The following is a 25,411-nucleotide window of genomic DNA, read 5'->3' on the forward strand; positions in this document are numbered from 1 at the left end:
CACTACCACTCTTTAACCGTAAACTCCGGTTGTTCAGTGGCCGTCGAATCCATAATCTTTAACTCGATTTTTTTGGCTTGGGAGGTCTTGTCAAAAATCAGCGTAGCGCCTCGGCGATAATCACGCCCTTGCGGCCCTTTGCCGGTAAAAACCGCCACCAGTTCATGCTCGCCGGTTTTTAAATTGCCAAGATAGAGGCGCTGCACACCTCCGCGATGCAAGGCATCGGTTTGTTTATCCGTATAGAGATAGTTGGTCACGACTTTATCGTCGAGCTTTAAGGTCACGGCATCCAGAGCAAAGAACTTGCCCACATTCATCGACAGAAAAACAGCAACCTGGGTATTGGCTGGGAATAGCAGTTCTTCTTCAAGAATAAACAGGTCGCGGTTTAGCGCAATCACTTGCTGCTTTAAGTCCTGTACTTGCTGGTTAAGGGATTGCGGCGCGTCAGATGATTGCGCAAAGGCCAGGCCATTGGCCATCACCATAAAGCAAGATAAAACCCAATGCCGAAAGAATGGCTGTTTCAGCATGTCTTAATTCTCCTAAACACAGTGCTGTTGGTATAAAAGCCACCCTGGTTCAACTGATGCGCAGGATAAGCCAATAATGGATCAATAACGGTTAGATGATTATAGCTGTTTATTGGCAAACTAGATAAATCCGTCATCATCGACACTGGCTAATTTTTTAAAGGCGATATAGCGACGTCGGCTATCCACATCCCCCAGGTTTTCTCCAAATAAGTCGCTGAAGTCCTGCTCTTCTTTACCGTGCAGCGCCATATAATTCAGGATAACGGTCTCAACTAACAGGTTAACATTATTCGCCGCAGGGGTGGCGGAGGTCTCTACCGAAGCATCGGAACGCATCCAGCCAATTTGCTGATGCTGTGCCTGTTCATCGGCGCTATCACCGAGTAATTCAGGGCGATCGCTGGCATTGGGGTCGAAGACTAAAAAGAAGGAAGCTGCGGTGGAGGAGTTATCTCCGGTCCATACGCCCTTATCCACACCATTAATGGTTTCAATCATGCCGTTGCTAAATACTGAGCCATCGCTAAATACATAGATCATGACTGGCTTGCCCACGCGGCGGGCATAATCCAGACAGGCACCAATACACCGCCCTGCCCTTAAGTCTCGAGCCTCACCGGTACGTCGATCACCGGTATGGTAGTCGTAGCCGCCCATGGTGATGGTACCGGCACCGGCCAGACCATCAATCACTAACTTCATGACCGAAGCGGTTTTTCTAAACTCCCGATCGCCATCAAATTCTGCCTGAGTGAAGATACCGCTATCGCCGACGATATTGGTATCGGCACTGGGGTCTACGCTATCGGCATTGGGGTAATTTTCAAAGGTATCCGCCGCCCTTAGGTATTCACAGCTGATACGGTCTTTGAGCTCTTTATCCATCGCGGTATCGCGACCGGTATTGACCAGATTCAGTTTAAAATCGGAAATCCGTTTAACGGTTTCCATCACCGAGACAATATCGTTTTCTTCTTCTAACAACAGGCGTAAGTCGCCAACATCCACCAGGCCGCGGGCATCTTCCGGGCGGTCAATTTTGGTGGGGCGAATTTCCGGGTCAATCATTAAGGCCGGCGCCATAGAATTACCGCCGGACTCCGAGGCATTGCTACCTATCAGCTGTAAAATTTGCCCCTGTAAACCTGCCTGATAGATACCGTACATAGGATTATGGGGGTTATTGCCGGTATCGTTATCAGAGCGGGCAGGTATCACAGCACCATTGGTATTGCCCTGTGTTGCTGCCGTAGTTTTTTCCAGGATACCCTGCAACATCGCGCTTTCGGTATGAAACAACAACCCTAAACTATCATCGATAAAATCATTGCTACTAAGGTTATTCGGATTCACCATCGTCGGTAAAATATCCGGCGGCACACCTAACTTGCTATAACCTGCGGTACTTAAACTATCACGTTGGCCACCGGGGCCACCGACCAATACATTGGCACCGGATATATTGGCACCCCCGGCCAGATCAAAACAGATGAAGGGGACTTTGGCACCACCAACGACACCCAAGTCACAACTACCGGGATTAAAGAAATCCATTAAGTCTGAGGATAAAGCATTGGCCTTATTCGTCCCCATCATACTCAGGGCAGAAACACCTAACACCGAAGCCGTACCGGCACGAAAACCCTGTGAAATAAATTCACGGCGGTTGACCGGGCGGCGATGATCGGGATGATACAGGGGATCATCAGGCCGTAAAAAACGTTTGCGCATAACCATAGCTGCGTCCTCTCCTACTTAATCACTGCGGGTGCACTGGACAGTACAGCGGTGCACACCGCTTTAGCCACTTCCGCGGTGCGACCGGCGGGGCATGGGCTGGTGCTACAGAATTTTAAACCGTCCGCTTTGCCATCGGGTACATCTTCACTGGCGGCATCATCGATATTGCTGGTAATTAGATCCAGCAGCACATTATGCAAATCGTCTCGATCTTTAAAGCTATCGGCATCGTCGCCATCATCGGGGCGACTGGGCTGGGATTGCAATGTAGTGGCATAGGCTCTATCAATCAGGGGGTAGATAAAGCGGTTACTCCAGCTGGCATCGGCCACACTTTCAATCGCAACTGAGGTATCGAAGGCGGTGCCATCATTAAATAAGGCATTGCTTAAACTGCTGTCTTCTACCAGCGCATCACAATAGGCTGCGGCCAGTTGCATCACTGCCATTTGGTGAGAAGCCATAAAGGTTTGGAAATCTGGCACTGAGGCTAAAGACCGACGAACGGTGGTATACGTTTCACTCACGGTTTTACCGGTAGCCGCACTGACTGCCGGACTATCAATGGGGACGCCGGTAATCCAGGAGTAGCTTTGGTTAACCTCATCAAAGGTGCGCAGGCCAATCTGGGTAAAGTCACCGTTGCGGTATATCGGTGTAAAGGTGGTGTCGGTCGCCGGGTCGGCCGCGGTATCAACGTTGCCGTTTATCTCTTCAAACGCCAGGAAAAATACATCGTTTTCTGGCCCGTTTTCCAACGGTACGATGGAGCCCGAACTCTGCAATGGCTCACCCTCGATGGTAAAGCTATTACCGCTAATCAAAGCACTCAGGTTAACAAAGCCCTGCCCCGTTCTGGCTAGCTGGCCATTTAAACCCAGATAAATACCTTTTAAATCAAAGTTGATTTCAGCATCTGGCTGCTCCGGATTGATATTAACAAAGCGCGGCTCGGTAAATAGATAGCTGCTGGAGTCAAACTGGCTAACCTGAAATACGATATAGCAATAGTCGGTATCGTCGGCGCCATTACAGGCTTCTTCACTGGGTAACAGATCGGAAACGCTAAACATTAAGAAATACTTTTGACCAACACCGATATCATAATTTTGAATAATTTGTTCCTGGGTCAAGCTGCGACTATGGATGGCCACCATGCGAATAACACCCTGCCAGGGCGAACCACCAGCAAAGTCATTACCCATGACAATGGCAAAGGCATTACTCCAATTGGATAAGTTACCGGGCCCTGTTCATCCACTACACCGGTATCTTCACCGTTAACAAAAATCTTTCTGCCATTAATCGGGTCATAGGTCAGCACCACATGCTGCAAGGTCGCCTGAGCAATTTCGTCATCATCTTCTGTTGAGGTGGCAGGGCCACCGTTGCTTTCGGCATTGGCGCTGCTGCGATTATAAAAATCATAGTTATAGAGGGTTTGTGTTAATAAGCTATTACGACTCTCTGGTCCTCCGGCATAGCCAACGATCCATGCATCTTCTTGAGTAACATTATTAGGAGCCACCCAAGCTTCGATAGTATATTCACCGGCAATCGCAATACGGTCATAGAGTTTGCTACTACCACTCACCGCACCCTGCACACGGCCATCGGTCAGGCTTACGCCCCAACCGCCGACCCAGTCAAATTCGCCCAACACGGTTAAGGGAATTTCTGGCTGCACACCACTGGTATCCGCAACCTGGCTACCTTCACCTTCGCGGAATTCCCATTTGGCAATCACATCGGTTTCAATTCTGCCGCCGCCGCTGGCGATAATGCCATCGGTTTCCAAGACTTGAGCCTGGCTAATCACTAATGCACTATCCACATCGACTTCGGGTAAATCGTCGGCTAATCGGCCAATCGCATTTTCTATCACCAACGCATCTGCGGCACAATCTGAAGACCAGCAATTGTGATTGCTATTTAAACGCACCACAAAGCGAGAGTTAGCCGGGTTGGCTAAATCAATTTTTCCGGCCATGGCCGCATAAGCAATGGCCGGATCATCGCTGGCAAAATACGGTGACTGGGGCGTATCCGCATTGCCGGAGTGGCAGTCGGAGCAATAGGTATTTAACAGGTAGAGTAATTCCGGCTCGGCGGTTAAATCAAAAGACACTTCACTGACCGCATCGCCATAGCTTGCCGGTAAGATTTTTAGGCCCGCCAAGGCCTGTGAGGTGCGAGGTAATAAGGTAACAGTACTGGCAGACTGTGACTCACCCTGAGCCCAACGTTCAATATAACCGGTCATCGCCGCCGCGCAGGAGGCATTGCTGCTTAGCCAACAGTTATGGCCATTTTCCACTCGAGTCACCACTGCGGAGGCACCGGGGTCCAGTAAATTGGTCACTTTCCTGGCTTCGTCCCAGGCTAAGTTGACGTCATCATTATCTACAAAAGCCGTGGTACCTACTCCCCCACTGGTATGGCAACTGCCGCAACGAATCACCACATTATCGTAAAAGGCGGATTTAAAGCTTTGTATTTCAGAATTGGCCGGGACTGGACCGCTATAAATAAAGCCATCAATGGTGGTATCTTCAACAACGGCTTCACGCTCACTGGAACCACCGCCACTGCCGCCACTACAGGCCTGTAACAACAGCACAGCTATAAGCAGTGCCGGACGTATTATTGTTTGGAAAAAATGCATAACCATCTCCTATCAGCCACCGCGCTAGTTAAGTGTTGATAAGTAAGTGCCGCTGCAATGTTCCGCAACATCAATAAATGCCTGCTTCATATCAAAACCACCGGTTTTAAAATCACCGACGATGGTGGCAAACGCAGCATCGTCATCGCCTTCATGGGGCTCTCGTAAACAAATGGTCTTAAAGGCTTTCTTGACCTGACAGTAGGCAAAGGCATCGCTGTTAGCCAGCTCTTGCCCCAAGCTGGCGGCACCATCACCTTCGGAATAGGCCGGGTTAATGGCTTCATCAAGACTGGATGAAGCCGCTGAGGCAAACCAACCTACTTTTTGAGCATTGGGGCCGGTACGCCAATAATTAATCCAGTGGTCATTGGTGGTGACAAAACCCTCGCGGAAATTACCGCTATTAATAGTGTATTTTTCCTGGACGCTACCGGGGGTATAGACCATACGCCCCATTTCTTTACGCTCTTCTTCCGTATTACCCGGCGCCTCGTCTTCGCTGGGGTAGTCATACTGGTGGTAGGCAAAGGCCTGAGCCATGGCATCCATACCAGTATGGCAGGCGGAGCATTCATTCAGAAAAATACTGCTGTCGCCACCGGGACTACGGGAGACATCCTGGCGAATGCGATCAGTGGGCAAGGCGTTATCCTTATATTGCTCGAGGTCATCACAGAGATGGTTTAATACTGTAAACCGAAACATCGCTCTATTGGTGCCATCAATAAAAAAGGCTCTGGCTGCTGCCCGAGTGGTCATCACGCCGGCAACACCGGCAGCATTAATCCCGGTGACGGATGACTGGGTGGACCTTACTAAAATATCGCTATCGCCCATATCAGCGGAACTGCTTTCTAAGGCTTCATAGTGGGCATTGTTGCTATTGGAGTAAGCACTAATACCACTCACATTGCCGGTATAGATCACATTGTCGTAAAGCAGTTTGCGAAAGTCATCACTGTCGCGGACCAAACCGATAACGGTGGCGCTATAGTCATTAAGTGCCTGAAAAACGTCTTGTTCTTCGTTGGTCCAGGGGGAGGCCCAACTTTTTAAGACGGCATTGTAGAAACCACCACTGGGAGTAATCACATCGCCGTAGGCATCGCCCTGGGAGGTATTACCGTCAATCGCATACCGGGCAGCCTGCTTTACATCACCATCAACAGCAATACTGTTTTCCATTAAATCCAGCATTGCATCGGTGGGCATTACTCCGGTTAGCCGGTCATGGATAAATTTTGCTCGCTCACGATCTTCGGTTGCCGAGTCCACAAAACTGCTGGCAAACAGTGCAAGCGTTACTACAGCCAACGCACTCTTTTTATTCATCGTTAAAGCCCCTACTCTATAACTCTGCGCCCTTGATCGGTGGCGCTCTCCTTTTATGCTTAACTATTGTAGTCCCAAAGTAGAAAAAAATAGTGATGAACAGCACATAGCTGCCGATAAAAATGAGGAATCATTGGCAATAAGCTATAAGATAACAAAAAACGTAGGGTGGATTATAATCCACTTTTTTCCACGGCTGCGTTTTGGTGGATTGCAATCCACCCTACATGGGCATGGTCGTTGTTTGGGAAACTATTGGGTACTTTGATGAAGGACGTACAACCGAAATACAGCAAAAGGACATTCTGGCCACGAATAACCGCCAGTGCTTTGCTAGCTTGTGTTTTTCTCACCGCCTGCGGTGGTGGAGGCGGTGGTACTTCCCTATCCTCCAGCGATGAAAGCCCCGACCCCGTTGTGTTAGATATTCCTATTGCCTATATCAAGCGCCCTGTGGTGGTGGATGATAATGGTGATATCGCCGTTAATAATCTTGCCGATCCGATTGAGTTATTTGACGGCGCCCGCCTGCTTATTCGCCCGCGCTCATCTAATCTGGCGGAAGAAATTGATTTAACCGACCGTATTATTGAGATTATTGTCGCCGAAGAAGGGGCCGACCCGGCATTGCTGGGGCTGGATATTAAAGATCTGGAATCCTCCTTTGATGGCAGTACACTGGTTTTTGCGGTACGCGCTATCCCGGATATTGAAAACAATAACGACCCGGAACTTTTTACCTGGAACCTTTGGACCTACCGTTTTGATACTGACCAGATTGGCTATGTGATTGACTCCCCACTGATTCGCAATGAAGGAGCTGAATCCGGAGGTGGACAGGATATCGCACCGCACTTTCTAACGGATGACCGTATTGTGTTTAGTTCATCTCGCCAATCCGCCATTCAGGAAAAACAACTCAACGAAGGCCGGGGGCAACGCTACTCGGCGGTATCGGAAGTCAATGGCAATGCCCAGGCCATGGCGCTGCATATTTATGACCCTGGCAACGGCGAACTCGCCCAAATTTCATTAAGCCGTAACTTTGATCTGGACCCTGCGACCCTTGAGTCCGGTGAGATTATTTTTTCTCGCCTAAACAGCAATCGCCAATACAGTTTATTTCAAATTAACCCCAGTGGCGGCCAGCTATCTGCCTTATATGGCAGCAATAGTAGCGATGTGATTGCCGCCGAAGAAAGCACTGAAGGCAATAATGAGTCTATTCAGTTTTTGCAGCCCCGGGAATTACCCGATGGCCGTATCCTGACCTTGATTCGCCCACAAAACCAAAGCCAACCCGGTGGCGATATCGCGATCATTAATACGCAAGGCTTTGTGGATATATTAACCACCGTGCTGGATTACGACGGCAGCGATGAGCGCGGGCAAGTGGCTTTATCGGATATCGACATTAATGCGCTGGATGAATTATCACCGGGCGGTAAATATTTATCAGCCTACCCCTTAAAAGATGGCACGGGCAGAGTGTTAGTCAGCTGGAGCCCATGCCGGATCGAAAATAGCGAAGGTCTGTATATCCCCTGTTCTATTGCCGATAGTGATGACCAAATTGATGATGCCTTTGTAGCAGCACCGCCATTATTTGGCTTATGGATTTTTAGCCCTAACGATGGTACTCAATTACCTGTGGTGCTGGCGGAAGAAGGCTTTATTATTTCTGAGGTGGTCATTGCCGAACCTCGCAGCTTCCCCACCACCCCCGATGAAGAAGGTGTGTTTGACCCCGTACTGGCTGCTGAAAATCAGGGGGTCATTATTATTGATAGCATCTATAACCTGGACGATGGTGTGTCACCCAGTGCACCCTTAGGTATTGCGGCCTATTCAGAACCCGGCACCTTTGCCTATGCTGAGCGCCCTGCCCGATTTATCCGCGTGATCCAGCCAGTACCCATTCCCAACGATGATGTACTGGATGACTTGCCCAATGCGGGTGGCCGCTATGATTTACTGGAAATACTCGGTTATGTACCGGTAGAGCCTGATGGTTCTGTCACGGTTAAAGTCCCCGCTAACACGCCCGTCATGTTAAATATATTGGATGAGAATGGCCGCCGTATTTCCACCCGCCATGATAATTGGCTGCAAGTGGCGCAGGGTGAAATTCTACGCTGTGTAGGTTGCCACGATAGTAGCAGTGATATTCCCCATGGCCGTTTAGACTCACAACCTGCCTCATCCAACCCCGGTGCCATCGCCTTAAGTACCGGCCTTGAAGGTTTTATCGGTGCCGACCCCGCACTGTTTGCCTCTGAGCTGGGCCAAACCATGGCAGAGGTCTACGAATTACGTAAGCCCGATGACGACGACACAAAAACCGTGCGGGACTTACAATTAGAACTGACCTATATTGATGAATGGACCGACAGAAGTGTCCATATCCCCGACCCGGATATCGATTTAAGCTATGACAGCAGCTGGGATATCCCCGAAGCCAACGCCATTATTGCCCCCAATCTCGACCCTGCATTACAGGGCCGAATTGTGATTAACTATAACGATCATATTCAGCCTATCTGGGAACGGGAGAGAACCATTACTCAGGATGGCCTTGAGGTACTTGGCCCTAATGGTACGGCGGTGACCAACTGTATTGGCTGCCATAGCAGTGACAACGACACTCGGGTCCCCGCCGGTCAGCTGGATTTAAGCTCGACGATTGCCGACGGTATTTTTACCCGCTCTTATCTGGAATTAACCCGGCCTGATAATGAGCAGTGGATTAATAGCACCGGCGCGGTGGCGGATCGACAGCGGCTATGTACTGAGCTGGATGACAATGGCAACGAGCTAACTGTAGCTTTAAGCTTTAATGTTAGTGCCAGCGTTAATCGCGGCTCCGCGCTAGCCAGCCGCAACTTTTTTAATTGCTTTGAAGTCAATAATACTGATCAGTGCGGGGCCTTTATTCAGGACCTCTCCGTACCACCCTCCAACTGTACCGATGATGGCGGTACCGTTTCAGAAAATGGCGCCCTAACTACCAAGGTGACCCCGGGAACCTTTGCTGAAGCCCAGGCATTGATGGCAGCTCTGGATACGCCACTCAGCCTGACCGATGATCCGCAATTAATGTCCGTATTAAGAACTCACTGTGCCAGCTGTCACTCCGTGGCGGGGGGCGAGGTTCCCCATAGCGATAGTGATGATGATATTGCCTATAATGAACTGGTCAACTCTATCAATCTGGTTAACCCGGCGGCCTCTACCTTTGTTATCCGGCTCAGTGTACAAAACCACCAGTGCGGTGATGCAGCAGCTTGTGATGCGCTAGGCGTAGTTATGGAAGAGGCGATTAGCACCTTTGCCAGTGCCGTACCGGAAGAAACAATTAGCAATGTGGTCTCCGGCGGTTCTATCAGTACCGAGGAAACCTTTAACCATTTTGGTTTGCTAACACCCAGTGAGCGACGTTTAATGTCTGAATGGCTGGATATTGGCTCGCCTTTTTATAATAATCCCTTTGACCCTCGTTTATTCGATTAAGGACTCAGTGCTGAACACTACATTTAAATCAAGGTACTGCATATGCCGATTACTGCTAGTGCTCTTCGCCTTAAACAGCGCGGTTTTTGCTGAGGATAAGTACTCCCCTGAGGACTATATTAGCGCCACCATTGCCGAAGCCTATGTAGAGTTACATACCGGCCCCGGTCGCGGCTACCCGGTGTTTTATATCGCCGAGCGCGGTGAAAAAATTCAACTGTTAAAACAGCGCACCAACTGGGTCAAAGTGCATACCAGCCGGGGTAAAGAAGGCTGGGTCAAACTGGAGAGTATTGCCAAAACCATTGGCCAGGACGGCCAGCCAACAGCGGTTAATATCCAGCAGCTGGATGAATTTGCTGATCGCAAATGGGAAATGGGCTTTATGGCCGGGGATTTTGGCGGCACCGATGTGATTACCGGTTATGCGGGTTATCACTTTACCCGCAACCTCTCCATAGAACTGGCGGGGACTGAGAACTTTGGTGATTTTTCATCGGGCCAGAGTGCTATTGTTAGCCTTGTTCACCAACCCTTCCCCACCTGGCGTTATTCGCCCTTTTTTACCTTAGGTGGCGGTGTGCGAAAAACCAATCCAAGGTCTACCCTAGTAGAGACCGAAGATAGAACCGATGATGTATTAGTAGCCGGTGCTGGTGTGCGTATTTATCTCTCCGATCGTTTTTTTCTGAGAGCGCAATACAAAAAACACACAGTACTTACCAATAGAGACGACGATATAGAAGTGGAAGAATGGAAAATCGGATTAAGCGCGTTCTTTTAATTGCTAGCCTGCTAGCGACCAGTTTATACATACCCACCGCCCTTAGTCAGGAGGCGGTGCAAGTGATTGAGCCGGATTTACAGCGCCGGGAAATCCAAACCAGCGCATTGGATACCGAAGACTTTGAAGTAGGCTTCTTTGTCGGCATTATTAGTATTGAAGATTTTTCCAGTAATGAGGTCTATGGCTTAAGAGCCGCTTATCATATTACTGAGGACTATTTTTTTGAAGCAGCCTACGGTACTTCAGAAGGTGATTTAACCAGCTTTGAAAAACTCAGTGGTGGCTCACCACTACTTAGCGACAGTGACCGGGACTATACCTACTACAATATGTCCGTCGGCTGGAATGTCTTGCCCGGTGAAGTCTTTATCGGCGACAGCTATGTATTTAATTCGTCCTTCTACGTAATCGGCGGTATCGGCAGCACCGAATTCGCTGGGGATGACTGGTTTACGGTAAACATCGGTGCAGGGTTTCGCCTGCTATTAAATGACAGCATCGCCTGGCATGTGGATGTACGTGATCATATTTTTGACCGTGATACCTTTGGTGAAGATGAAACCACCCACAATATGGAAATTCATACCGGGTTCACTGTTTTTTTCTAGGATCATGTTTTACTAATAACTTGCTATGCTGTTAACACGATATTTTGGAGAGAGCGTTATGAGAACCATTACCCTGATTGGCTTGTTGTTGATTAGCCAGCTTAGTTTTGCCGCAGACACCCCGGCACCGGATTTCACCTTAAAAAGCACCGCCGGTAAGAATCTGCGCCTCAGCGAAATGCGCGGCCAAGTGGTACTGGTTAACTTCTGGGCTTCATGGTGTGGCCCCTGCCGTCAGGAAATGCCACTGCTGGATGATCTACATAATAAATACTCAAAACTGGGCTTTACCGTATTAGGGGTTAATGTGGATAAAAGCCAAGCCGCAGCCGACAAAATACTAAAAGATATTCCGGTGACCTTCCCCGTTCTTTATGACCCAAAGGGTACTGTTAGCCAGCAGTACAATGTCTCGGCCATGCCTACTACGATTATTATAGATAGAAACGGCAATATGCGTTATTCCCATAAAGGCTTTAAACCGGGTTATGAGGATAAATATGCTACTAATATTAAGGCACTGATTCGAGAATAAGACCGATGATTAAAAAAATCCTGCTACTGGGTGCACTGGCGTTTATCACGCTATTAAACACAGCATGCTCTTCTCTCACGGAGATAGAGCCATGGGTTAAGCCCTATGAACGCCAAAATCTGGCCGACCCGATTATGAGCGCCAACCGTGACCCAATTTCCAGTGCCTATATGCACCATGTCTATCAGGCCCGTGAAGGGGCCAAAGGCGCTGAAGGCGGTGGTGGTGGCGGTTGTGGGTGTAACTAAATCGTGATCAAACAGCTTTCATGTTTATCCCTACTAACACTTAGCCTTAATCTAAGTGCTGCCGTGCTACCCGAAGACCGCGCCGATGTGATGTACCATAGCTACGATGGCGGCGGTGTAACTATCGACGGCCCTTCCCTATTAGTCAGAAAAGATTTTGCCAGCACCGTATCGGTCAGTGGCAATTACTATGTCGATAATGTCAGCAGCGCTTCTATTGATGTAGAAACCAGCGGTGCCAGCAAATATACCGAAGAGCGAACTGAATACAGTGTTACTGCGGACTATTTGTATGACAAAGCGATTCTCAGCGCCGGCTATACCAGCAGTGATGAAAATGATTACGAAGCCGAAACGGTTTACTTTGGCATTAGCCAGGACTTTTTTGGTGACCTGACCACGGTAACCCTGGGCTATGCCGTGGGTGATGATACCGTAATGCAAAACGGCAACGATAATTTGCAAGAGGACGTCGATCGTCAGAACTATCGCTTTGGTATTAGCCAGATTGCGACACCCAATTTAATGTTGAATTTTAATTACGAAGCCATCACCGAAGAAGGTTATTTAAATAACCCTTACCGCAGCTATCGCTATATTGACCCCAGCAACTCGGCTAACTATTTATCAGCAACAGAAGTGTACCCGGACACCCGCACCACCGATGCCGCAGCCTTTGGCGGCAAATACTTTTTACCCTATCGCGCTGTGGTTAGCGCCAATTATCGCTATTTTACTGATGACTGGGATATCGATGCCCACACCCTGACACTGGGTTATACCCACCCCCTTAAAGGCGGCTGGATACTGGACTTTACCTACCGCTATTATCAACAGGAAAGCGCCTATTTTTATAGTGATTTACATGAATTTGCCGCAGTGGATGAGAAAGACTTCCGCGCCCGGGATAAAGAGCTTAGTGAATTTACCACACAGACTCTGGGCTTTGGTGTGAGCTATGAATTCCAACTGGGCAATAGCGACACTTTTGACAAAAGCAGTATCAATTTACAGTACGACTTTATCCAGTTTGATTATGATAATTTCAGGGATATTCGCGGTGATGAAGCTATAGGGGAAGAACCGCTGTATGACTTTGATGCCGATGTTATCCGCCTGTTCTTTTCAGTCTGGTACTGATGTTTAGCTTTAAGCTGCTGTTACTAGTCACGGTACTGACCACTGACCTCAGTGGCACAGAGCAGACCTATCAGGATTTTTTACACTACCAAACCATAGAGACCGGTGTCGTATCCACAGAGCTTGCCAAGCTATGGCAAGACCCTGAACTAGCTGGCCAGCCCTATTCCATAATGCAAGCAGCCAGCGGCAAGCAAACCTATTTACGCTTTATTGAAACCGAGAAAAAAATTACCCGCCAACAACCTGGCTGGACGGCTATTGAAATTCTTACACAGGATGTTGATAAGCTGGAAAAAGAACTTAACCCAGCCACCAACCCGGCTTCACCCTTTACCATTAGAGGCCCACCAGCCTGGTTAACCGACAAACAAAATGTTAAAGCGATGCAAGTCTCTGGGCCAGCGGGTGAACTGCTTTACCTTAGCCAGATTAAAGACCCGAGCAAGATGATTACCTCAAACCAGTCCACGGATAGCTATGTAGACCAAACCTTTATTATGGTGGCTGGCAGTGCTGACTTTCACAGTGCTTTAAGTTTTTATAGTGAGGATTTAGGCCTTAAACCGCTTGGCCCCTTTCCCTATAAAGTGGCGGTGTTAGCTGATCAGCTCTCCCTGCCACAAGACACGGTATTTGATTTATCACTGATTAAAGTAACAGATACCTTTGCTATTGAAGTGGATAGCTACCCGAAGCCATTACCGAAATATAGCGGCACCATACACTCTATTAGTTTGCTTGCCGATATCAAAGAAGGCATGAAAAAACCAGCAGGGAAGAAATTAAAATCATTTCCTTATAACGAACGCTCAGTTTTAATGCTGAACGGCAATGCAGGCGAAAAAATCGAAGTAATCCTGCCGTAGGGTGGATTATAATCCACCACCCCCCCAACCATCAAAACCGGTGGATTTTAATCCACCCTACTCACCCAGTTAACAAACACGACTAATAAAACTAACAAAACAACAAAGTAAACCACCCCGGCAACAAATACATGCAAGCCATTAGCTCGCCGAAAATCCTCATGCCGTTTATCTCTGGGCCTAACCCCCAAATGCGAAGACATCACAATCATCAAGGTCTGCCAAAAACCTAACGGCTCTTGATCATCATCAGGCCGCTCAAAATAACGAGGTTTCTTATCACCCATAAACCCTCTCGTAGGGTGGATTAAAATCCACCATCACCCCTCAAAAAAACGGTGGATTATAATCCACCCTACCGCAGAAATTTTTCCACATACCAACAACTGGCCTGCACCGAAAAGCCTTCCTCTTTCGCCCAAGCCAAACCCTGACGAACCAGCTTTTCCGCATAGCCCTTACCCCGAAATTCATTCGGTACATAGGTACGGGTAAAGTCGATGCCATGGTCAGCTAACAGCTGATATTCCAAAATAGCCTGATTAGCTTCCCTTGCCTCATCTACACTTAAGATAAAGCAGCTTTTGTCGTGATGATGGGTGATATTCGCCATAGTTACCGGTAAAATCTGTGGGTGAATTTCCCCCATCTTAACGTATAAAAAGAAGCCAGCCCTAATGACTTTATTGAAAGACTCTTTTATTTATCTGTTAGTCATACTGCCTTTAGCAGCCAATGCTCAGGATTGGCCAGTCTGGGGTGGTGATGAAGGTGGCAGCCGCTTCTCGCCCCTTACACAAATTAACAAAGACAATATCGATACTCTGGAACAAGCCTGGTCTTATAGCCTGAATGAACTCGCAGGGCGTAAAAAGCTGGAAGTATTTTTCTCTGGCCACCATGCCACCCCACTCAAGCTCCCCAAGGCAGCAGGCGATCATTTAGTACTCTGCTCAGCCTTTAATAAAGTTGCCGCATTAGACCCTGCTACCGGTGCAGAGCGCTGGGTGTATAAAACCGAATTAAGAAAAATGAAGCCCGGCAGCCAATACAAATGCCGAAGCCTGGCTTACTGGGAAGACAGCAAAGCCGAAGTAGGCACGCAGTGTAAGCATCGAATTATCAGTAATACCAATGATCGACGTATTCTGTCTTTGGACGCAATCAATGGCAAACCTTGTGAAGACTTCGGTGAGGCTGGCTTTGTAGATGTTGAGCCCTTAATCAAAGCCGCCAAACCCGCCGGTGATTATCATAAAGTGCAAACCTATACCCCGCCGGTCATTATTTCTGAAACCATCGTGATTGGCTCCACCACTAACTCAAAGTCCAAGCGCGTTGATGCCCCCAATGGCGCTATCCGTGCCTTTGATGTTCGCACTGGTGAATACAAGTGGGAATTTGATCCCATCCCGCGTAAACCGGAAGATGCCTACCATGACACATGGACACCCGAAGCACTGGAAAAAACCGGCGGTGCCAATGCCTGGTCATTCTTTAGTGTCGATCACGAAAGGGATTTAGTGTTTATCCCAACCGGTTCCGCAGCCCCTGACTTTTTTGGTGGCGAGCGCCCCGGCGATAATCGCCATGCTAATTCTGTCGTTGCACTGCGCGGCTCAACCGGTGAGTTAGTCTGGTCGTTCCAAACGGTTCATCACGATATTTGGAATTTTGATAACCCCGCACAACCGATGTTGTTAGATATTGAAAATGAGGGTGAGACTATTCCTGTTGTTGCCCAGCTAGTAAAAACCGGCATGCTCTATGTGCTGCATAGAGACACAGGCAAGCCCGTGTTTGGTGTTGAAGAACGCCCAGTACCCACCGATGGCGTTGCCGGTGAATATTTATCCCCCACACAACCCTTCCCTATCGCACCACCACCGCTGGTACCGCAAACAATTACTCCCGATGATGCCTGGGGCTTTACCTTTTGGGATGAAGGTAAATGCCGGGAGAAAATTGAGCAGTCCCGTTATGGCTCAATCTTTACGCCCATCAGCGAACAAGGCACTGTACTCTACCCGCAAACGGGGGGCGGCCCTAACTGGGGTGGCGGCGCTTATGATCCAAAACGCCAATTACTGATTACCAATGTAAACCGTGTGCCCTACTTCCTACGATTAATTCCACAGGCCGAAGCCAAAGCGGAATTTAAAGCCCGCAAGGCAGCCGGTGAAACCTGGGAAACCCCACCGGGCATTGCCGGTGGCCCTCCGGGTAAAATTAAAGGCACGCCCTACTCTATTGAGCAAGGCCCGCTATTATCGCCCTGGGGCATTCCCTGTACTGCGCCGCCATGGGGAGCCTTAGTCGCTGTCGATTTAAGCAAAGGCACCATTGCCTGGGAAATACCTTTAGGCACAGTAGAAAAGCTGGCTCCGGTTAATATGCCTGCTATTACCTCATTATTTAAATTTGGCACGCCCAATGCCGGCGGTCCTATGATTACTGCCTCAGGTATTGTTTTTATCGGCGCTACAATGGATGAAAAATTCCGTGCTTTTGATATCGATACTGGTGAAGAGCTCTGGAAAGCAGAGCTACCCACTGCGGGTATGGCAGTGCCGATGAGTTATGAATACAATGGCAAACAATATATTGCTATATCTGCTGGTGGGCACTCCTTTCTCTACCCGCAAAACCCAGGTGACGAATTAATTGTTTTTGCATTACCAGACTAAAGGTTTTTGATAATGAGAGAACGTAATAAAACGATTTCCACCCAGCAAAAAGCCTTGGAAATTAATCTTGACGAAGGCAAATACGGTACCTTTGTCGAGATTGGTGCCGGGCAAGAAGTAGCCAGACAGTTTTTCTCTGCCGGTGCGGCTGCAGGTACTGTTGCCAAAACCATGTCGGCTTATGATATGCAAATCAGCGATGTAATCTATGGCAAAACCGGGGCCTACGTTAGCAAAGAGCGACTGGAACAAATGTTAAGCCGTGAGTTTGAATTACTCAATGACCGCCTTGCTGAAACCCGCCCAAAGAACACCCAGTTTTTTAGTTATGCAGCGACGGTAACAGCAAAAAGCTTTCAGCAAAAAAGTGAATGCCATGGCTGGGTCGGTATTCAAGTGCAACTTTATCCCGAAGCACCACCCAGTGAAATTGTACTGCATGTACGCATGCTGGATGAAGATAACCATAGCCAGTCGGAAGCATTGGGAATTCTAGGTGTAAATTTACTCTATGGAGCATTTTATTATAAAGATAAACCAAAGTGGATTATTGAGAGCCTGTTAGACAATATCGCCTCAAAGCGCCTTGAAATTGACTTAATACATTTTAGTGGCCCGTATTTTAGTGAAATCAATAACCGTTTAATGAATCTACACCTGGTACGCAGCTGGTGTTGCCGTGCGGTAATGTTTGATACCGACGGCTCTTCCATTGTCCCTGGCAGCGCCTTACGAAAAAAAGATGTTATGGTGATGCGAGGTTCCTATAAACCCCCCACTAAAGTTCATTTAGATATGAGTAATTGTGGTGTTGAGCAATTTAAAAACATTGGTGGTTTGACCGGCAGAGGGGTATTAACCGTTGCCGAAATTACAATGTCTGAACTTGCCTCCGATGATGAGCAAGATGACGCTAGCTTTCTCGCCAGAGTCGACCTGTTAGTCAAACTGGGTTATACGGTGTTAATTTCTGATTACCTGCGCTTCTTCCGCCTACGCTCATGGATTCGTAACTATACCGACAACCGTATTGGCATTGTAATTAGCGCCCATGACTTTAAGCCGATTTTTGATGAGGCCTTTTATGACGGCCTTGAAGGCGGCATCCTCGCAGCCATGGGTAAATTATTTTCCGATGATACCCATGTCTATGTTTACCCAGCGAAGATTAACGGTGAGTTGGTTTCTTTGGACAATGTCAAAGTACCCGAAAAGGTCAGGCATTTGCTTAATCATTTAGTCGTTAATAAGTCACTGATTGCTATTGAAAATTATAAAGAAGAGAACCTCCATATTCTAGCTAGAGAACTGGTAAAAAAACTCCCCCATGGTCGAGGTGATTGGGAGCAGTGCCTGCCAGAAGGTGTTGCAGAAGAAATTATTGATAAGCGCCTATTCGGCTATCGCGACTAAGATGAACCCCGAGGACTGATAAATGACAAGACAAACAATTAGTAGTGTACTGATGGCGCTTATACTTATCGGGTCAACTGTTGCCTGGGCAAAAAATGAACCCAGTCGAATGACTTATGCGATGGCAGCTACAGCGATGGATGCCGCCGAAGCCTATGCCCGCAATGAAAACTGGCGGGTAACGATTTTGATTACTGATCAACATGCCAACCCTGTTATGCTCCGGCGTATCGACGGTGCCTCCCATCGTTCTTTTGGCTTTGCTACTAGCAAGGCACTGGTAGTCACACAAACAGGCCTATCTTCCGGGGAGTATGGAGAAAAACTCAAAGCGGGTGAAATACAGGAAATCGATGGCGGAACACATTATAAAGGTGGAGTGCCCATTTACTCAGGAGAGCAATTACTTGGCTCGATCACAGTTAGTGGGGTTAGAGATTTCCAGGATGAAGAGGTGGCCATTGCAGGAGCAAAAACCATTGGCACCACCACTCAGTCCCGTTAATGTCTATCCAGGTTTAGCTGCCTTTATTTAAAACCGCTAGCGCAGGCTGCAGTAGTTCGGCGTACTTTTCCGAGCGATTAATAGATGTCTGGTAAATTTTTTGGTCGACCTGTGCGTAACTGGCAGTGTAAACATTTGCTTTTTTATTGTGGAATTCCATACAAGAATCCTCCCAGGGCAACCCACAAAAATCCAGTAATCGCTCTGTCTGCTGCGCCTGCCCTGCCACTAAATCCTCGTAGCTTAGATTTAATATTTTGTCTGGAAACAACTGTTTCCACCTTTCCATAACCCTGTCATGCTCTAAATAATAGTTAGCACAATCAGCCAGGTCATAACTAAATTCTTGCCCAAAGGGGAATAACTGCTGATAACAAGAAAGGCAAACATCCATGGGGTCGCGCTTCAGGTGGATAATTTTCGCCCCTGGATACGTTAGTACAATAAAACCCACCAATAACTCATTATTCATAGATTTATCAATAATACGTAAACCGTCAGCCGCATTGACCGACGCTTGACTTTTAAAGGCCTCATCCATCACCTGGAGATAGCGCTTAAACATTAAGTCTTCATCTTCGATAAGTTCTTGCTGTATTCTTGTTGAGGCTAGCCCATTGGCATTAAAAAAAGCACTGGACTCGCCAATACCATACGTTTGTGTATGCGCGGACAGTATTCGCTCAACCAGCGTAGTGCCTGATCTCGGCATTGCAATAATAAAGATAGGTTGATCATCCAGCGTTGAGACTGATTGCATCGCAGTAATATCCTCACCATCCAACATACCAAAATAGGCATCTTCCATAGCAGCCCAGGTGCTTTTATCCCAGGGTCTGAACTCAGCCATTAAAGTATTAGCCGCCTTGAGGTAGTTCATTTCTTCAGCGATATTCTTGCCTTGATAGGACCAAGCCAATGCAAAATTCAGATTGATTTTTTCTGGCAGACTTAAGTCTGTATTAGCCGCCATATCTTGCATTCTATCTATGTGGGATGACTCAATTGACTCCCGATTCAAGTGAGCCAACTGGTAGTAGCCGGAAATATTATCAGGGTTTATCTTAATCGCCTTTTGGTAGCTTTGAGTCGCCTGTGATTTATTCCCCATCAAGGCATAACAAATACCCAATTCAACCCAAGCATCTGAATATTTAGGGCGCATCACTACCACTTTCTCCAGTAATGCCCGGGCTTTTTCCTGATCCTGACAACTGATGTAATACTTTGCCAAACTGAACATGGCTATAGCATCCGTCGAGAACTTATCCGCAAGTATATTGGCAGGGACTTGAGCTTCCTGTATTCGACCTAGCGCGACCAAACAACGAAGCTGGGCTATATGCACTTCAGGGTCTTTATTTTCAATGGCAAGCAGCTGACTGGCGATATAGAGCGCGTTGTCATAACTCCCAGATGCAAACGCATGCTTAAGCTGCTCAACGGCTTCGACATAGACCACATCAACCGGGGCTGTATTTTCCGAAAGGCTAATAGTTATTCTTTTAAAGCGCTTTTTCTTATTCATGGGTCTTCCAGAATCTTCTTCAACTTTTCTCGGCTTTGATCTTATAATCATCACGGCATGCGCCGTTAATGGTATTTGGGGGCTGTAATATAGTGTTACGTTTTGGGCCCGGGTGATTTAGAAGCAATATAATCTTTCTGTTAAAGCGGAAGCCGCTTAGCTCGTCTTATTCTTCTTCATCAACTTTGATAAAAATGGTATCTAGAATTTCATTGACTGCACTATCATCCATACCGGCATTATCCTGATCGCAGCTATAGGTGATCAATACCAATAAATTATCATAACGCAGATACCATTCCCTGACCGCATCACCATCTTCCTGATAAGCGATGTAGTAACCGTCCAGTTCTGCAACCTGCGTTAACTCTGCCGGGCCAAACTGCTCGACTACATCGCCCATATAGTCTTGCAATTCTGTCTCATCCACGTTGCCCTGTTGTTTCTGCAAGGTGGTAATCGCAATTTCCCCCACGCCATCCTCATCAGAAATAACAATTGTGTCTTCATCCTGATCAGCTTCCCACTCATCGGGTAATTCAATAATCCACCACTGGCTTTCAACAACACGCATTGTAAATCCTCTTAAACGACGGCGACGGTATTGTCCGATAAATCACAACACATCACATAGGCATGTTCCCGACCCACTTTGGCCGGATAATAATTTTTACGCTCGCCCACTATGGTAAACCTGAGCGAGCTATATAATTTTTTGGCGCTGGTATTCGATACCCGCACTTCTAAAAAGCACTGTTTTGCGCCCTGCCCCTGCTGCGCTTGCAAACCGCTACTTAATAATAAACGACCATAGCCTTTCCCTTGTATATCAGGATAGACAGCAATATTGAGTAGCGTTGCTTCATCCACAACCTTTGAAAAAATACTAAAACCCAATACCACGCCCTCTACCTCCAACACGGTACACTCATGGTCACTGCCAAGGCTATTTTTAAACTGCGATTGTGGCCAGGGGAATTCAGCAGCGGCTTTTTCTACGGCAGTGACTGCTTCAATATCACCCGCTTGCATGGGTCTTAGCTGCATTAGCTAGACTTGATTAACGACAATAAGGGTTGAAGATCATTCCATACTGCACGCTTGAGCGAGCCATCGTTTAGCATCGGGCTAGCGCTATTGGTACAAATTAAGGGCAGCTGCCACTGTGGGTGTGTATGCAAAGCTCCTTTGGCCACTTCTTCTCCGGTGATATAAGCCTTGGCCACTTCACCCATCACGATAATATACTGTGCTTTAAGCTGATCTACTTGTTTGGCTAAAAACGCATCCAGGGTCTGCCTGGCTGCTGTTTCGCTTTGGTCAAACTGGCTATTTTTAACTCCGGGCATTGGCCAGACAAAACCATCGATAGCTAATTGCTGTTTACCGGCACCCAGTGCGAAGACGATATTATGCAATAGCTGTAAATAGTCATTGGGGTTAATATGCCCCGGTAAGCCATCATCAATAATCAGGATATTACTGCCCCGCACTATCGATAAAGTAAATTGAGGAACGGGGGTTGCCGAGGCAGTTTGAACTAATTCTTCAGTGACGGCTTTAACGCTTTGCTGGGGTTGGCTCTTTTTAGGTTCATCATCACCCAATAAGGCCTGCATCGCGGCGGCGCTACCATTTTTACCTTTGGGTAATGGCGCGACGGCCACCTCAGTAACTTCGGCATTAGCGACTGGCACTTCGGCCAGTTCAGGCATGTCACACAGCACCGAAGGCATGGCAGCGGGCAAATGCAATCTTGGGATATAGCAATCTACTCCCATTGCTTCCATATAAGCCTGTCGCTGCAATTCATTCATTATGGTTTAAACACCTTTTTGCGGATGTGCTTTAAGTATACCGGCTTCCAGCATATTCAAGGCATTAAGATAGGCCTTAACGGAAGCTACGATAACGTCGGTATCTGTACCCAGACCATTGACAATCACCCCGTCTTTTTCCAAGCGCACAGTCACTTCGCCTAGCGAATCTGTACCTTGGGTAACAGCACTCACCAAATATAATTGCAGCTCAGCCTGACTGTTAGCAATTTTTTCTATGGCTTTAAAAGAAGCATCAACCAAGCCATCACCTTCGGCTTCAGTGGCTTGCTCGGCACCATCAATAGAGAGTTTCATGGACGCTTTTGGTTTTACACCCGACTTTGAGGTGGCTTCCAAATCACTAAACTGGTATGTCTCTTTAATTTCAGGGGCAGTTACATCGCTCACTAAGGCCTGTAAATCTTCATCAAAGATTTCATGTTTTTTATCGGCCAGCGCCTTAAAGTTTTTAAAGGCTTCATTGAGTGCTTCCTGGCTATCGAAGCTGATGCCCAACTCTTCAAAACGCGCTTTAACCGCCGCGCGGCCTGAGTGCTTACCTAATACCAGTTTGTTAGTATTCCAGCCCACTGACTCGGCGCTCATAATTTCATAGGTTTCACGGTGCTTTAAGACACCATCCTGATGAATGCCGGATTCATGGGCAAAGGCGTTGGCTCCCACAATTGCTTTGTTAGGCTGAACGGGGAAGCCGGTAATAGAAGACACCAGACGAGAAGTCGGCACGATATGCTCTGGTTCAATACGGGTGGCAACAGGGAAGATATCACTACGAGTACGAACCCCCATGACAATTTCTTCCAAAGCGGCATTACCTGCCCGCTCACCCAAACCGTTAATCGTACACTCGACCTGCCTTACACCATTCATGACTGCCGACAGGGAATTGGCCACGGCCAAACCCAGGTCATTATGGCAGTGGGTGGAAAAGATAGCTTTATCCGCATTGGGCACATTGTTGATCAAACGCTTAAACATGGCGCCATATTCTTCTGGCTCACCATAACCCACGGTATCAGGGATATTAATAGTAGTAGCACCAGCATTTATAACCGCTTCTATTATGCGGCACTGAAATTCGTACTCTGAACGACTGCCGTCTTCTAGTGAAAACTCCACGTCATCCCGTAAATTACGGGCCAGTTTGACCATGGCTACTGCCTGCTCAAGCACCTGATTTGGCTCCATTTGCAATTTATACTGCATATGGATGGGCGATGTGGCGATAAAGGTGTGAATCCGGCCAGAATTAGCACCTTTTAAGGCCTCTGCTGCTCTTTCGATATCACCCGGCACGGCACGGGCCAAACTACAGATGGTGCTGTCTTTAACCGCTTCAGCTACCGCTTTTACTGCCTCGAAGTCACCCACACTGGCTATAGCGAAGCCCGCTTCGATAACATCTACCTGCATTTTCTCCAGTAATTTGGCGATACGCACCTTTTCATCTTTGGTCATGGAGGCGCCAGGGCTTTGCTCGCCATCCCGCAAGGTGGTATCAAAAATGATTAAATTGTCTTTATTACTCATAGATCGGGACTTCTCATTGTCTGTTGGGCCTTATTTAGCCGTTTCCAGGGTCAGGCAGCCCAAGCTTTATCGTGTGCGAAGGATAAACTAAAAACCTGCTAATTCTAATAAGCACACAGCAAAATTCCGCTTATTTCTGCTTTTCGGTAGCTATATACCCGCCAATAAGGGGGCTCGATGGTTTATCCACTAATACCATGGTGGGAAAGCGGTCATTTAGGCAACTAATGTTGGCCGATTTTGCATTGTTTTCACCTGTCGCACTTCCGTATGATTCGACACCTGCCTCAAAGTAGTGCCTTTTGTGATCAAATATCACTCAATGCCGAATATGTAGGCAATATTCATTATCACTATATCGGCTATTCATCACAGCTTTTGGCGATATGGACAAATAGCGATAAGGTAGCGAGTATGGGTAAGTATGCTACAGGCGTCTTACAGTACTGAATAATTAAATTAATGGGCCATCGACTCGTCGAGCCCCTCAACAAAACAAGGACAACTTATGATTATTGGTATCCCCGGGAGCTTGATGCCGGAGAAACCCGAGTCCCTGTTATCCCTGACTCAGTAAAACGTTTTACGGATCAGGGAGCGGAAGTTCATATTGAAGCAGGTATGGGTCAATCGGTTCGCATTGAAGATAGCGCCTACGAAAAAGCGGGTGCCACTATCGTTACTGATAGAACGGCCCTGTTAAACAATGCCGATATTGTATTGCGCTTGCGTAAGCCTTCTATCGAAGAAGTTGGCCAGTTAAAGAAGGGCTCTATTCATATCTCCTTCCTTGACCCATTCAATGAGAACGAGCTTGTTGATGCCTTTGCTGCGGCTGGCGTGACCTCGATCAGTATGGAAATGATCCCCCGTACTACCCGCGCACAGAAAATGGATGCGTTGAGCTCTCAGGCTAGCCTGGCGGGTTATGCCATGGTGGTATTAGCCGCTGAGCGCCTTGATAAGATTCTACCGATGATGATGACTCCAGCGGGTACGATTTCACCGTCTCGCGTCTTTATTATCGGTGCTGGTGTTGCTGGCCTTCAGGCTATCGCAACCGCCAAACGCATGGGTGCACGGGTTGATGCCTTTGATACTCGCCCTGTGGTTAAAGAACAGGTTGAATCTCTAGGTGGTAAGTTTGTTGAGATTGATTTGGGTGAAACGGGCCAGACGGCCGGCGGTTATGCCAATGCATTAACCCCTGAACAGGTTCAGTTACAGCTAGACGGCCAAAAGAAAGTCTGTGCCCAGTCTGACATTGTTATTACTACAGCCCAGTTATTTGGTCGCCCTGCTCCAACGGTTGTGACCAAAGAAATGCTTGAAGCGATGAAGCCAGGCAGTGTTGTGGTGGATTTGGCAGTCGAGTCCGGCGGTAACGTTGAAGGCTCTGTAGCGGGTGAAGAAGTAGAGATTAATGGCGTCAAGGTGATTGGCCTTGCCAATATGCCTGGCCGTGTGGCTAACAATGCCAGCCAGATGTATTCCGCTAACTTGCACAATTTAGTACTGGAATACTGGAATAAAGAGACCAAGCAATTTGATCTCGATATGGAAGATGAAATCATCAAAGGCTGTGTGATCACTCACGACGGCGAGATGGTGAATGAAATGATTAAAAATATCAGGGGTGACAAATAATGGAAGCTATCTATTTATCGTTTATTTTAATGCTCTCCATCTTTTTGGGCTTCGAGCTGATCGCAAAAGTACCTGCGACTTTGCACACGCCTTTAATGTCTGGATCCAATGCTATTTCCGGTATTACTGTTGTGGGTGCTCTAACAGCCGCACACAGTGGTAGCCCTGAGTTGGCTTTATGGCTTGGCACCGCTGCTGTTGCTTTAGCTTCCATCAATGTTGTCGGCGGCTATATGGTTACTGACCGCATGCTGGCCATGTTTAAGAAGAAAGGGTAAGGGGCC

General features: G+C 47.6%; 24 protein-coding genes. 12 read left to right on the forward strand and 12 right to left on the reverse strand.

Translation table 11 applies throughout. The features are described from left to right. Positions 1-2: 2 nt before the first annotated feature. The 5 genes from BST96_RS00875 to BST96_RS00895 all read right to left on the reverse strand — a co-directional run bounded on the left by BST96_RS00875 (position 3) and on the right by BST96_RS00895 (position 6,279). Positions 3-536 (reverse strand): AraC family transcriptional regulator, encoded by a 534-nt coding sequence (locus tag BST96_RS00875; RefSeq protein ID WP_240554872.1) that lies wholly within the window; start codon positions 534-536, stop codon positions 3-5. A 120-nt stretch (positions 537-656) separates the two neighbouring features. Continuing rightward, a complete protein-coding gene (locus tag BST96_RS00880) occupies positions 657-2,276 on the reverse strand; it encodes a general secretion pathway protein GspF (protein ID WP_085756880.1) in 1,620 nt (539 codons plus the stop codon). Positions 2,277-2,290: 14 nt separating this feature from the next. Continuing rightward, a complete protein-coding gene (locus tag BST96_RS00885) occupies positions 2,291-3,484 on the reverse strand; it encodes a hypothetical protein (RefSeq protein ID WP_085756881.1) in 1,194 nt (397 codons plus the stop codon). Beyond that, positions 3,409-4,944, reverse strand: a complete 1,536-nt coding sequence (locus BST96_RS00890; protein ID WP_169713855.1) for a LamG-like jellyroll fold domain-containing protein — start codon at positions 4,942-4,944, stop codon at positions 3,409-3,411. The genes BST96_RS00885 and BST96_RS00890 overlap by 76 nt, the downstream gene beginning before the upstream one ends. 24 nt (positions 4,945-4,968) lie before the next feature. After that, on the reverse strand, positions 4,969-6,279 hold the full coding sequence (locus BST96_RS00895; protein WP_085756883.1) for a hypothetical protein: 1,311 nt from the start codon (positions 6,277-6,279) through the stop codon (positions 4,969-4,971). 267 nt (positions 6,280-6,546) lie between these two features. Here BST96_RS00895 and BST96_RS00900 point away from each other — a divergent pair, with 267 nt between their 5' ends. From BST96_RS00900 to BST96_RS00930, 7 genes are read left to right on the forward strand one after another with little or no spacing between them, the layout of a single operon-like run. Next, positions 6,547-9,789, forward strand: a complete 3,243-nt coding sequence (locus tag BST96_RS00900) for an HzsA-related protein (protein WP_157117808.1) — start codon at positions 6,547-6,549, stop codon at positions 9,787-9,789. Between the two features lie 58 nt (positions 9,790-9,847). Then, a complete protein-coding gene (locus tag BST96_RS00905) occupies positions 9,848-10,573 on the forward strand; it encodes an SH3 domain-containing protein (RefSeq protein WP_157117809.1) in 726 nt (241 codons plus the stop codon). Next, a complete protein-coding gene (locus BST96_RS00910; protein WP_085756886.1) occupies positions 10,543-11,184 on the forward strand; it encodes an outer membrane beta-barrel domain-containing protein in 642 nt (213 codons plus the stop codon). The genes BST96_RS00905 and BST96_RS00910 overlap by 31 nt, the downstream gene beginning before the upstream one ends. Positions 11,185-11,242: 58 nt before the next feature. Beyond that, positions 11,243-11,719, forward strand: coding sequence for a TlpA family protein disulfide reductase (locus tag BST96_RS00915; protein WP_085756887.1), 477 nt, complete (start codon positions 11,243-11,245; stop codon positions 11,717-11,719). Positions 11,720-11,724: 5 nt separating this feature from the next. Further along, on the forward strand, positions 11,725-11,967 hold the full coding sequence (locus BST96_RS00920) for a DUF4266 domain-containing protein (RefSeq protein WP_085756888.1): 243 nt from the start codon (positions 11,725-11,727) through the stop codon (positions 11,965-11,967). Between the two features lie 3 nt (positions 11,968-11,970). Next, positions 11,971-13,107, forward strand: a complete 1,137-nt coding sequence (locus tag BST96_RS00925; protein ID WP_338043293.1) for a DUF3570 domain-containing protein — start codon at positions 11,971-11,973, stop codon at positions 13,105-13,107. Next, positions 13,107-13,976 carry a hypothetical protein gene (locus tag BST96_RS00930; RefSeq protein ID WP_085756889.1) on the forward strand — a complete coding sequence of 290 codons (870 nt, stop codon included), beginning with the start codon at positions 13,107-13,109 and terminating at the stop codon, positions 13,974-13,976. Before BST96_RS00925 ends, BST96_RS00930 begins: the two co-directional genes overlap by 1 nt. 47 nt (positions 13,977-14,023) lie before the next feature. On the opposite strand, the gene BST96_RS00935 is transcribed toward BST96_RS00930, so the two are convergent. Further along, positions 14,024-14,263, reverse strand: coding sequence for a DUF2970 domain-containing protein (locus BST96_RS00935; protein ID WP_085756890.1), 240 nt, complete (start codon positions 14,261-14,263; stop codon positions 14,024-14,026). Between the two features lie 68 nt (positions 14,264-14,331). Further along, positions 14,332-14,589: a GNAT family N-acetyltransferase gene (locus tag BST96_RS00940; RefSeq protein WP_085760443.1), complete on the reverse strand. Its 258-nt coding sequence runs from the start codon at positions 14,587-14,589 to the stop codon at positions 14,332-14,334. Between the two features lie 64 nt (positions 14,590-14,653). Here BST96_RS00940 and BST96_RS00945 point away from each other — a divergent pair, with 64 nt between their 5' ends. From BST96_RS00945 to BST96_RS00955, 3 genes are read left to right on the forward strand one after another with little or no spacing between them, the layout of a single operon-like run. Then, positions 14,654-16,663 (forward strand): pyrroloquinoline quinone-dependent dehydrogenase, encoded by a 2,010-nt coding sequence (locus BST96_RS00945; RefSeq protein ID WP_085756891.1) that lies wholly within the window; start codon positions 14,654-14,656, stop codon positions 16,661-16,663. Between the two features lie 12 nt (positions 16,664-16,675). Beyond that, the gene (locus BST96_RS00950; RefSeq protein ID WP_085756892.1) at positions 16,676-18,076 is read left to right on the forward strand and encodes a nicotinate-nucleotide adenylyltransferase; all 1,401 of its coding nucleotides are present in this window, start codon (positions 16,676-16,678) and stop codon (positions 18,074-18,076) included. 22 nt (positions 18,077-18,098) lie between these two features. Further along, positions 18,099-18,581, forward strand: coding sequence for a GlcG/HbpS family heme-binding protein (locus BST96_RS00955; RefSeq protein WP_085756893.1), 483 nt, complete (start codon positions 18,099-18,101; stop codon positions 18,579-18,581). A 13-nt stretch (positions 18,582-18,594) separates the two neighbouring features. Here BST96_RS00955 and BST96_RS00960 read toward each other — a convergent pair whose 3' ends face one another. The 5 genes from BST96_RS00960 to BST96_RS00980 all read right to left on the reverse strand — a co-directional run bounded on the left by BST96_RS00960 (position 18,595) and on the right by BST96_RS00980 (position 23,480). Continuing rightward, positions 18,595-20,109 (reverse strand): tetratricopeptide repeat-containing sulfotransferase family protein, encoded by a 1,515-nt coding sequence (locus tag BST96_RS00960; protein ID WP_169713856.1) that lies wholly within the window; start codon positions 20,107-20,109, stop codon positions 18,595-18,597. A 166-nt stretch (positions 20,110-20,275) separates the two neighbouring features. Beyond that, positions 20,276-20,683: a hypothetical protein gene (locus tag BST96_RS00965; RefSeq protein ID WP_085756895.1), complete on the reverse strand. Its 408-nt coding sequence runs from the start codon at positions 20,681-20,683 to the stop codon at positions 20,276-20,278. An 11-nt stretch (positions 20,684-20,694) separates the two neighbouring features. Next, on the reverse strand, positions 20,695-21,156 hold the full coding sequence (rimI, locus tag BST96_RS00970) for a ribosomal protein S18-alanine N-acetyltransferase (RefSeq protein ID WP_085756896.1): 462 nt from the start codon (positions 21,154-21,156) through the stop codon (positions 20,695-20,697). Further along, positions 21,156-21,926, reverse strand: coding sequence for a uracil-DNA glycosylase family protein (locus BST96_RS00975; RefSeq protein ID WP_085756897.1), 771 nt, complete (start codon positions 21,924-21,926; stop codon positions 21,156-21,158). The genes rimI and BST96_RS00975 overlap by 1 nt, the downstream gene beginning before the upstream one ends. A gap of 6 nt (positions 21,927-21,932) precedes the next feature. After that, a complete protein-coding gene (locus tag BST96_RS00980; RefSeq protein WP_085756898.1) occupies positions 21,933-23,480 on the reverse strand; it encodes a 2-isopropylmalate synthase in 1,548 nt (515 codons plus the stop codon). A 462-nt stretch (positions 23,481-23,942) separates the two neighbouring features. Here BST96_RS00980 and BST96_RS00985 point away from each other — a divergent pair, with 462 nt between their 5' ends. Next, positions 23,943-25,127, forward strand: a complete 1,185-nt coding sequence (locus BST96_RS00985) for a Re/Si-specific NAD(P)(+) transhydrogenase subunit alpha (RefSeq protein WP_085756899.1) — start codon at positions 23,943-23,945, stop codon at positions 25,125-25,127. Then, entirely contained in the window at positions 25,127-25,405 is a 279-nt protein-coding gene (locus BST96_RS00990) for an NAD(P) transhydrogenase subunit alpha part 2 (protein ID WP_085756900.1), read from the forward strand. The genes BST96_RS00985 and BST96_RS00990 overlap by 1 nt, the downstream gene beginning before the upstream one ends. Positions 25,406-25,411 lie beyond the last annotated feature (6 nt).

The organism is Oceanicoccus sagamiensis, assembly GCF_002117105.1.
Classification (GTDB): Bacteria; Pseudomonadota; Gammaproteobacteria; order Pseudomonadales; family Dasaniaceae; genus Oceanicoccus; species Oceanicoccus sagamiensis.

Bases quoted from the DNA above. Each gene is read 5' to 3' on its own strand.
- BST96_RS00980 (WP_085756898.1), bottom strand. From the start codon at position 23,480: ATGAGTAATAAAGACAATTTAATCATTTTTGATACCACCTTGCGGGAT.
- BST96_RS00880 (WP_085756880.1), bottom strand. From the start codon at position 2,276: ATGGTTATGCGCAAACGTTTTTTACGGCCTGATGATCCCCTGTATCAT.
- BST96_RS00975 (WP_085756897.1), bottom strand. From the start codon at position 21,926: ATGAATGAATTGCAGCGACAGGCTTATATGGAAGCAATGGGAGTAGAT.
- BST96_RS00985 (WP_085756899.1), top strand. From the start codon at position 23,943: ATGGGCCATCGACTCGTCGAGCCCCTCAACAAAACAAGGACAACTTAT.
- BST96_RS00895 (WP_085756883.1), bottom strand. From the start codon at position 6,279: ATGAATAAAAAGAGTGCGTTGGCTGTAGTAACGCTTGCACTGTTTGCC.
- BST96_RS00960 (WP_169713856.1), bottom strand. From the start codon at position 20,109: ATGAATAAGAAAAAGCGCTTTAAAAGAATAACTATTAGCCTTTCGGAA.
- rimI (WP_085756896.1), bottom strand. From the start codon at position 21,156: ATGCAGCTAAGACCCATGCAAGCGGGTGATATTGAAGCAGTCACTGCC.
- BST96_RS00915 (WP_085756887.1), top strand. From the start codon at position 11,243: ATGAGAACCATTACCCTGATTGGCTTGTTGTTGATTAGCCAGCTTAGT.
- BST96_RS00885 (WP_085756881.1), bottom strand. From the start codon at position 3,484: ATGGGTAATGACTTTGCTGGTGGTTCGCCCTGGCAGGGTGTTATTCGC.
- BST96_RS00890 (WP_169713855.1), bottom strand. From the start codon at position 4,944: ATGCATTTTTTCCAAACAATAATACGTCCGGCACTGCTTATAGCTGTG.
- BST96_RS00920 (WP_085756888.1), top strand. From the start codon at position 11,725: ATGATTAAAAAAATCCTGCTACTGGGTGCACTGGCGTTTATCACGCTA.
- BST96_RS00945 (WP_085756891.1), top strand. From the start codon at position 14,654: ATGACTTTATTGAAAGACTCTTTTATTTATCTGTTAGTCATACTGCCT.
- BST96_RS00900 (WP_157117808.1), top strand. From the start codon at position 6,547: ATGAAGGACGTACAACCGAAATACAGCAAAAGGACATTCTGGCCACGA.
- BST96_RS00990 (WP_085756900.1), top strand. From the start codon at position 25,127: ATGGAAGCTATCTATTTATCGTTTATTTTAATGCTCTCCATCTTTTTG.
- BST96_RS00875 (WP_240554872.1), bottom strand. From the start codon at position 536: ATGCTGAAACAGCCATTCTTTCGGCATTGGGTTTTATCTTGCTTTATG.
- BST96_RS00965 (WP_085756895.1), bottom strand. From the start codon at position 20,683: ATGCGTGTTGTTGAAAGCCAGTGGTGGATTATTGAATTACCCGATGAG.
- BST96_RS00955 (WP_085756893.1), top strand. From the start codon at position 18,099: ATGACAAGACAAACAATTAGTAGTGTACTGATGGCGCTTATACTTATC.
- BST96_RS00935 (WP_085756890.1), bottom strand. From the start codon at position 14,263: ATGGGTGATAAGAAACCTCGTTATTTTGAGCGGCCTGATGATGATCAA.
- BST96_RS00940 (WP_085760443.1), bottom strand. From the start codon at position 14,589: ATGGCGAATATCACCCATCATCACGACAAAAGCTGCTTTATCTTAAGT.
- BST96_RS00930 (WP_085756889.1), top strand. From the start codon at position 13,107: ATGTTTAGCTTTAAGCTGCTGTTACTAGTCACGGTACTGACCACTGAC.
- BST96_RS00950 (WP_085756892.1), top strand. From the start codon at position 16,676: ATGAGAGAACGTAATAAAACGATTTCCACCCAGCAAAAAGCCTTGGAA.
- BST96_RS00910 (WP_085756886.1), top strand. From the start codon at position 10,543: ATGGAAAATCGGATTAAGCGCGTTCTTTTAATTGCTAGCCTGCTAGCG.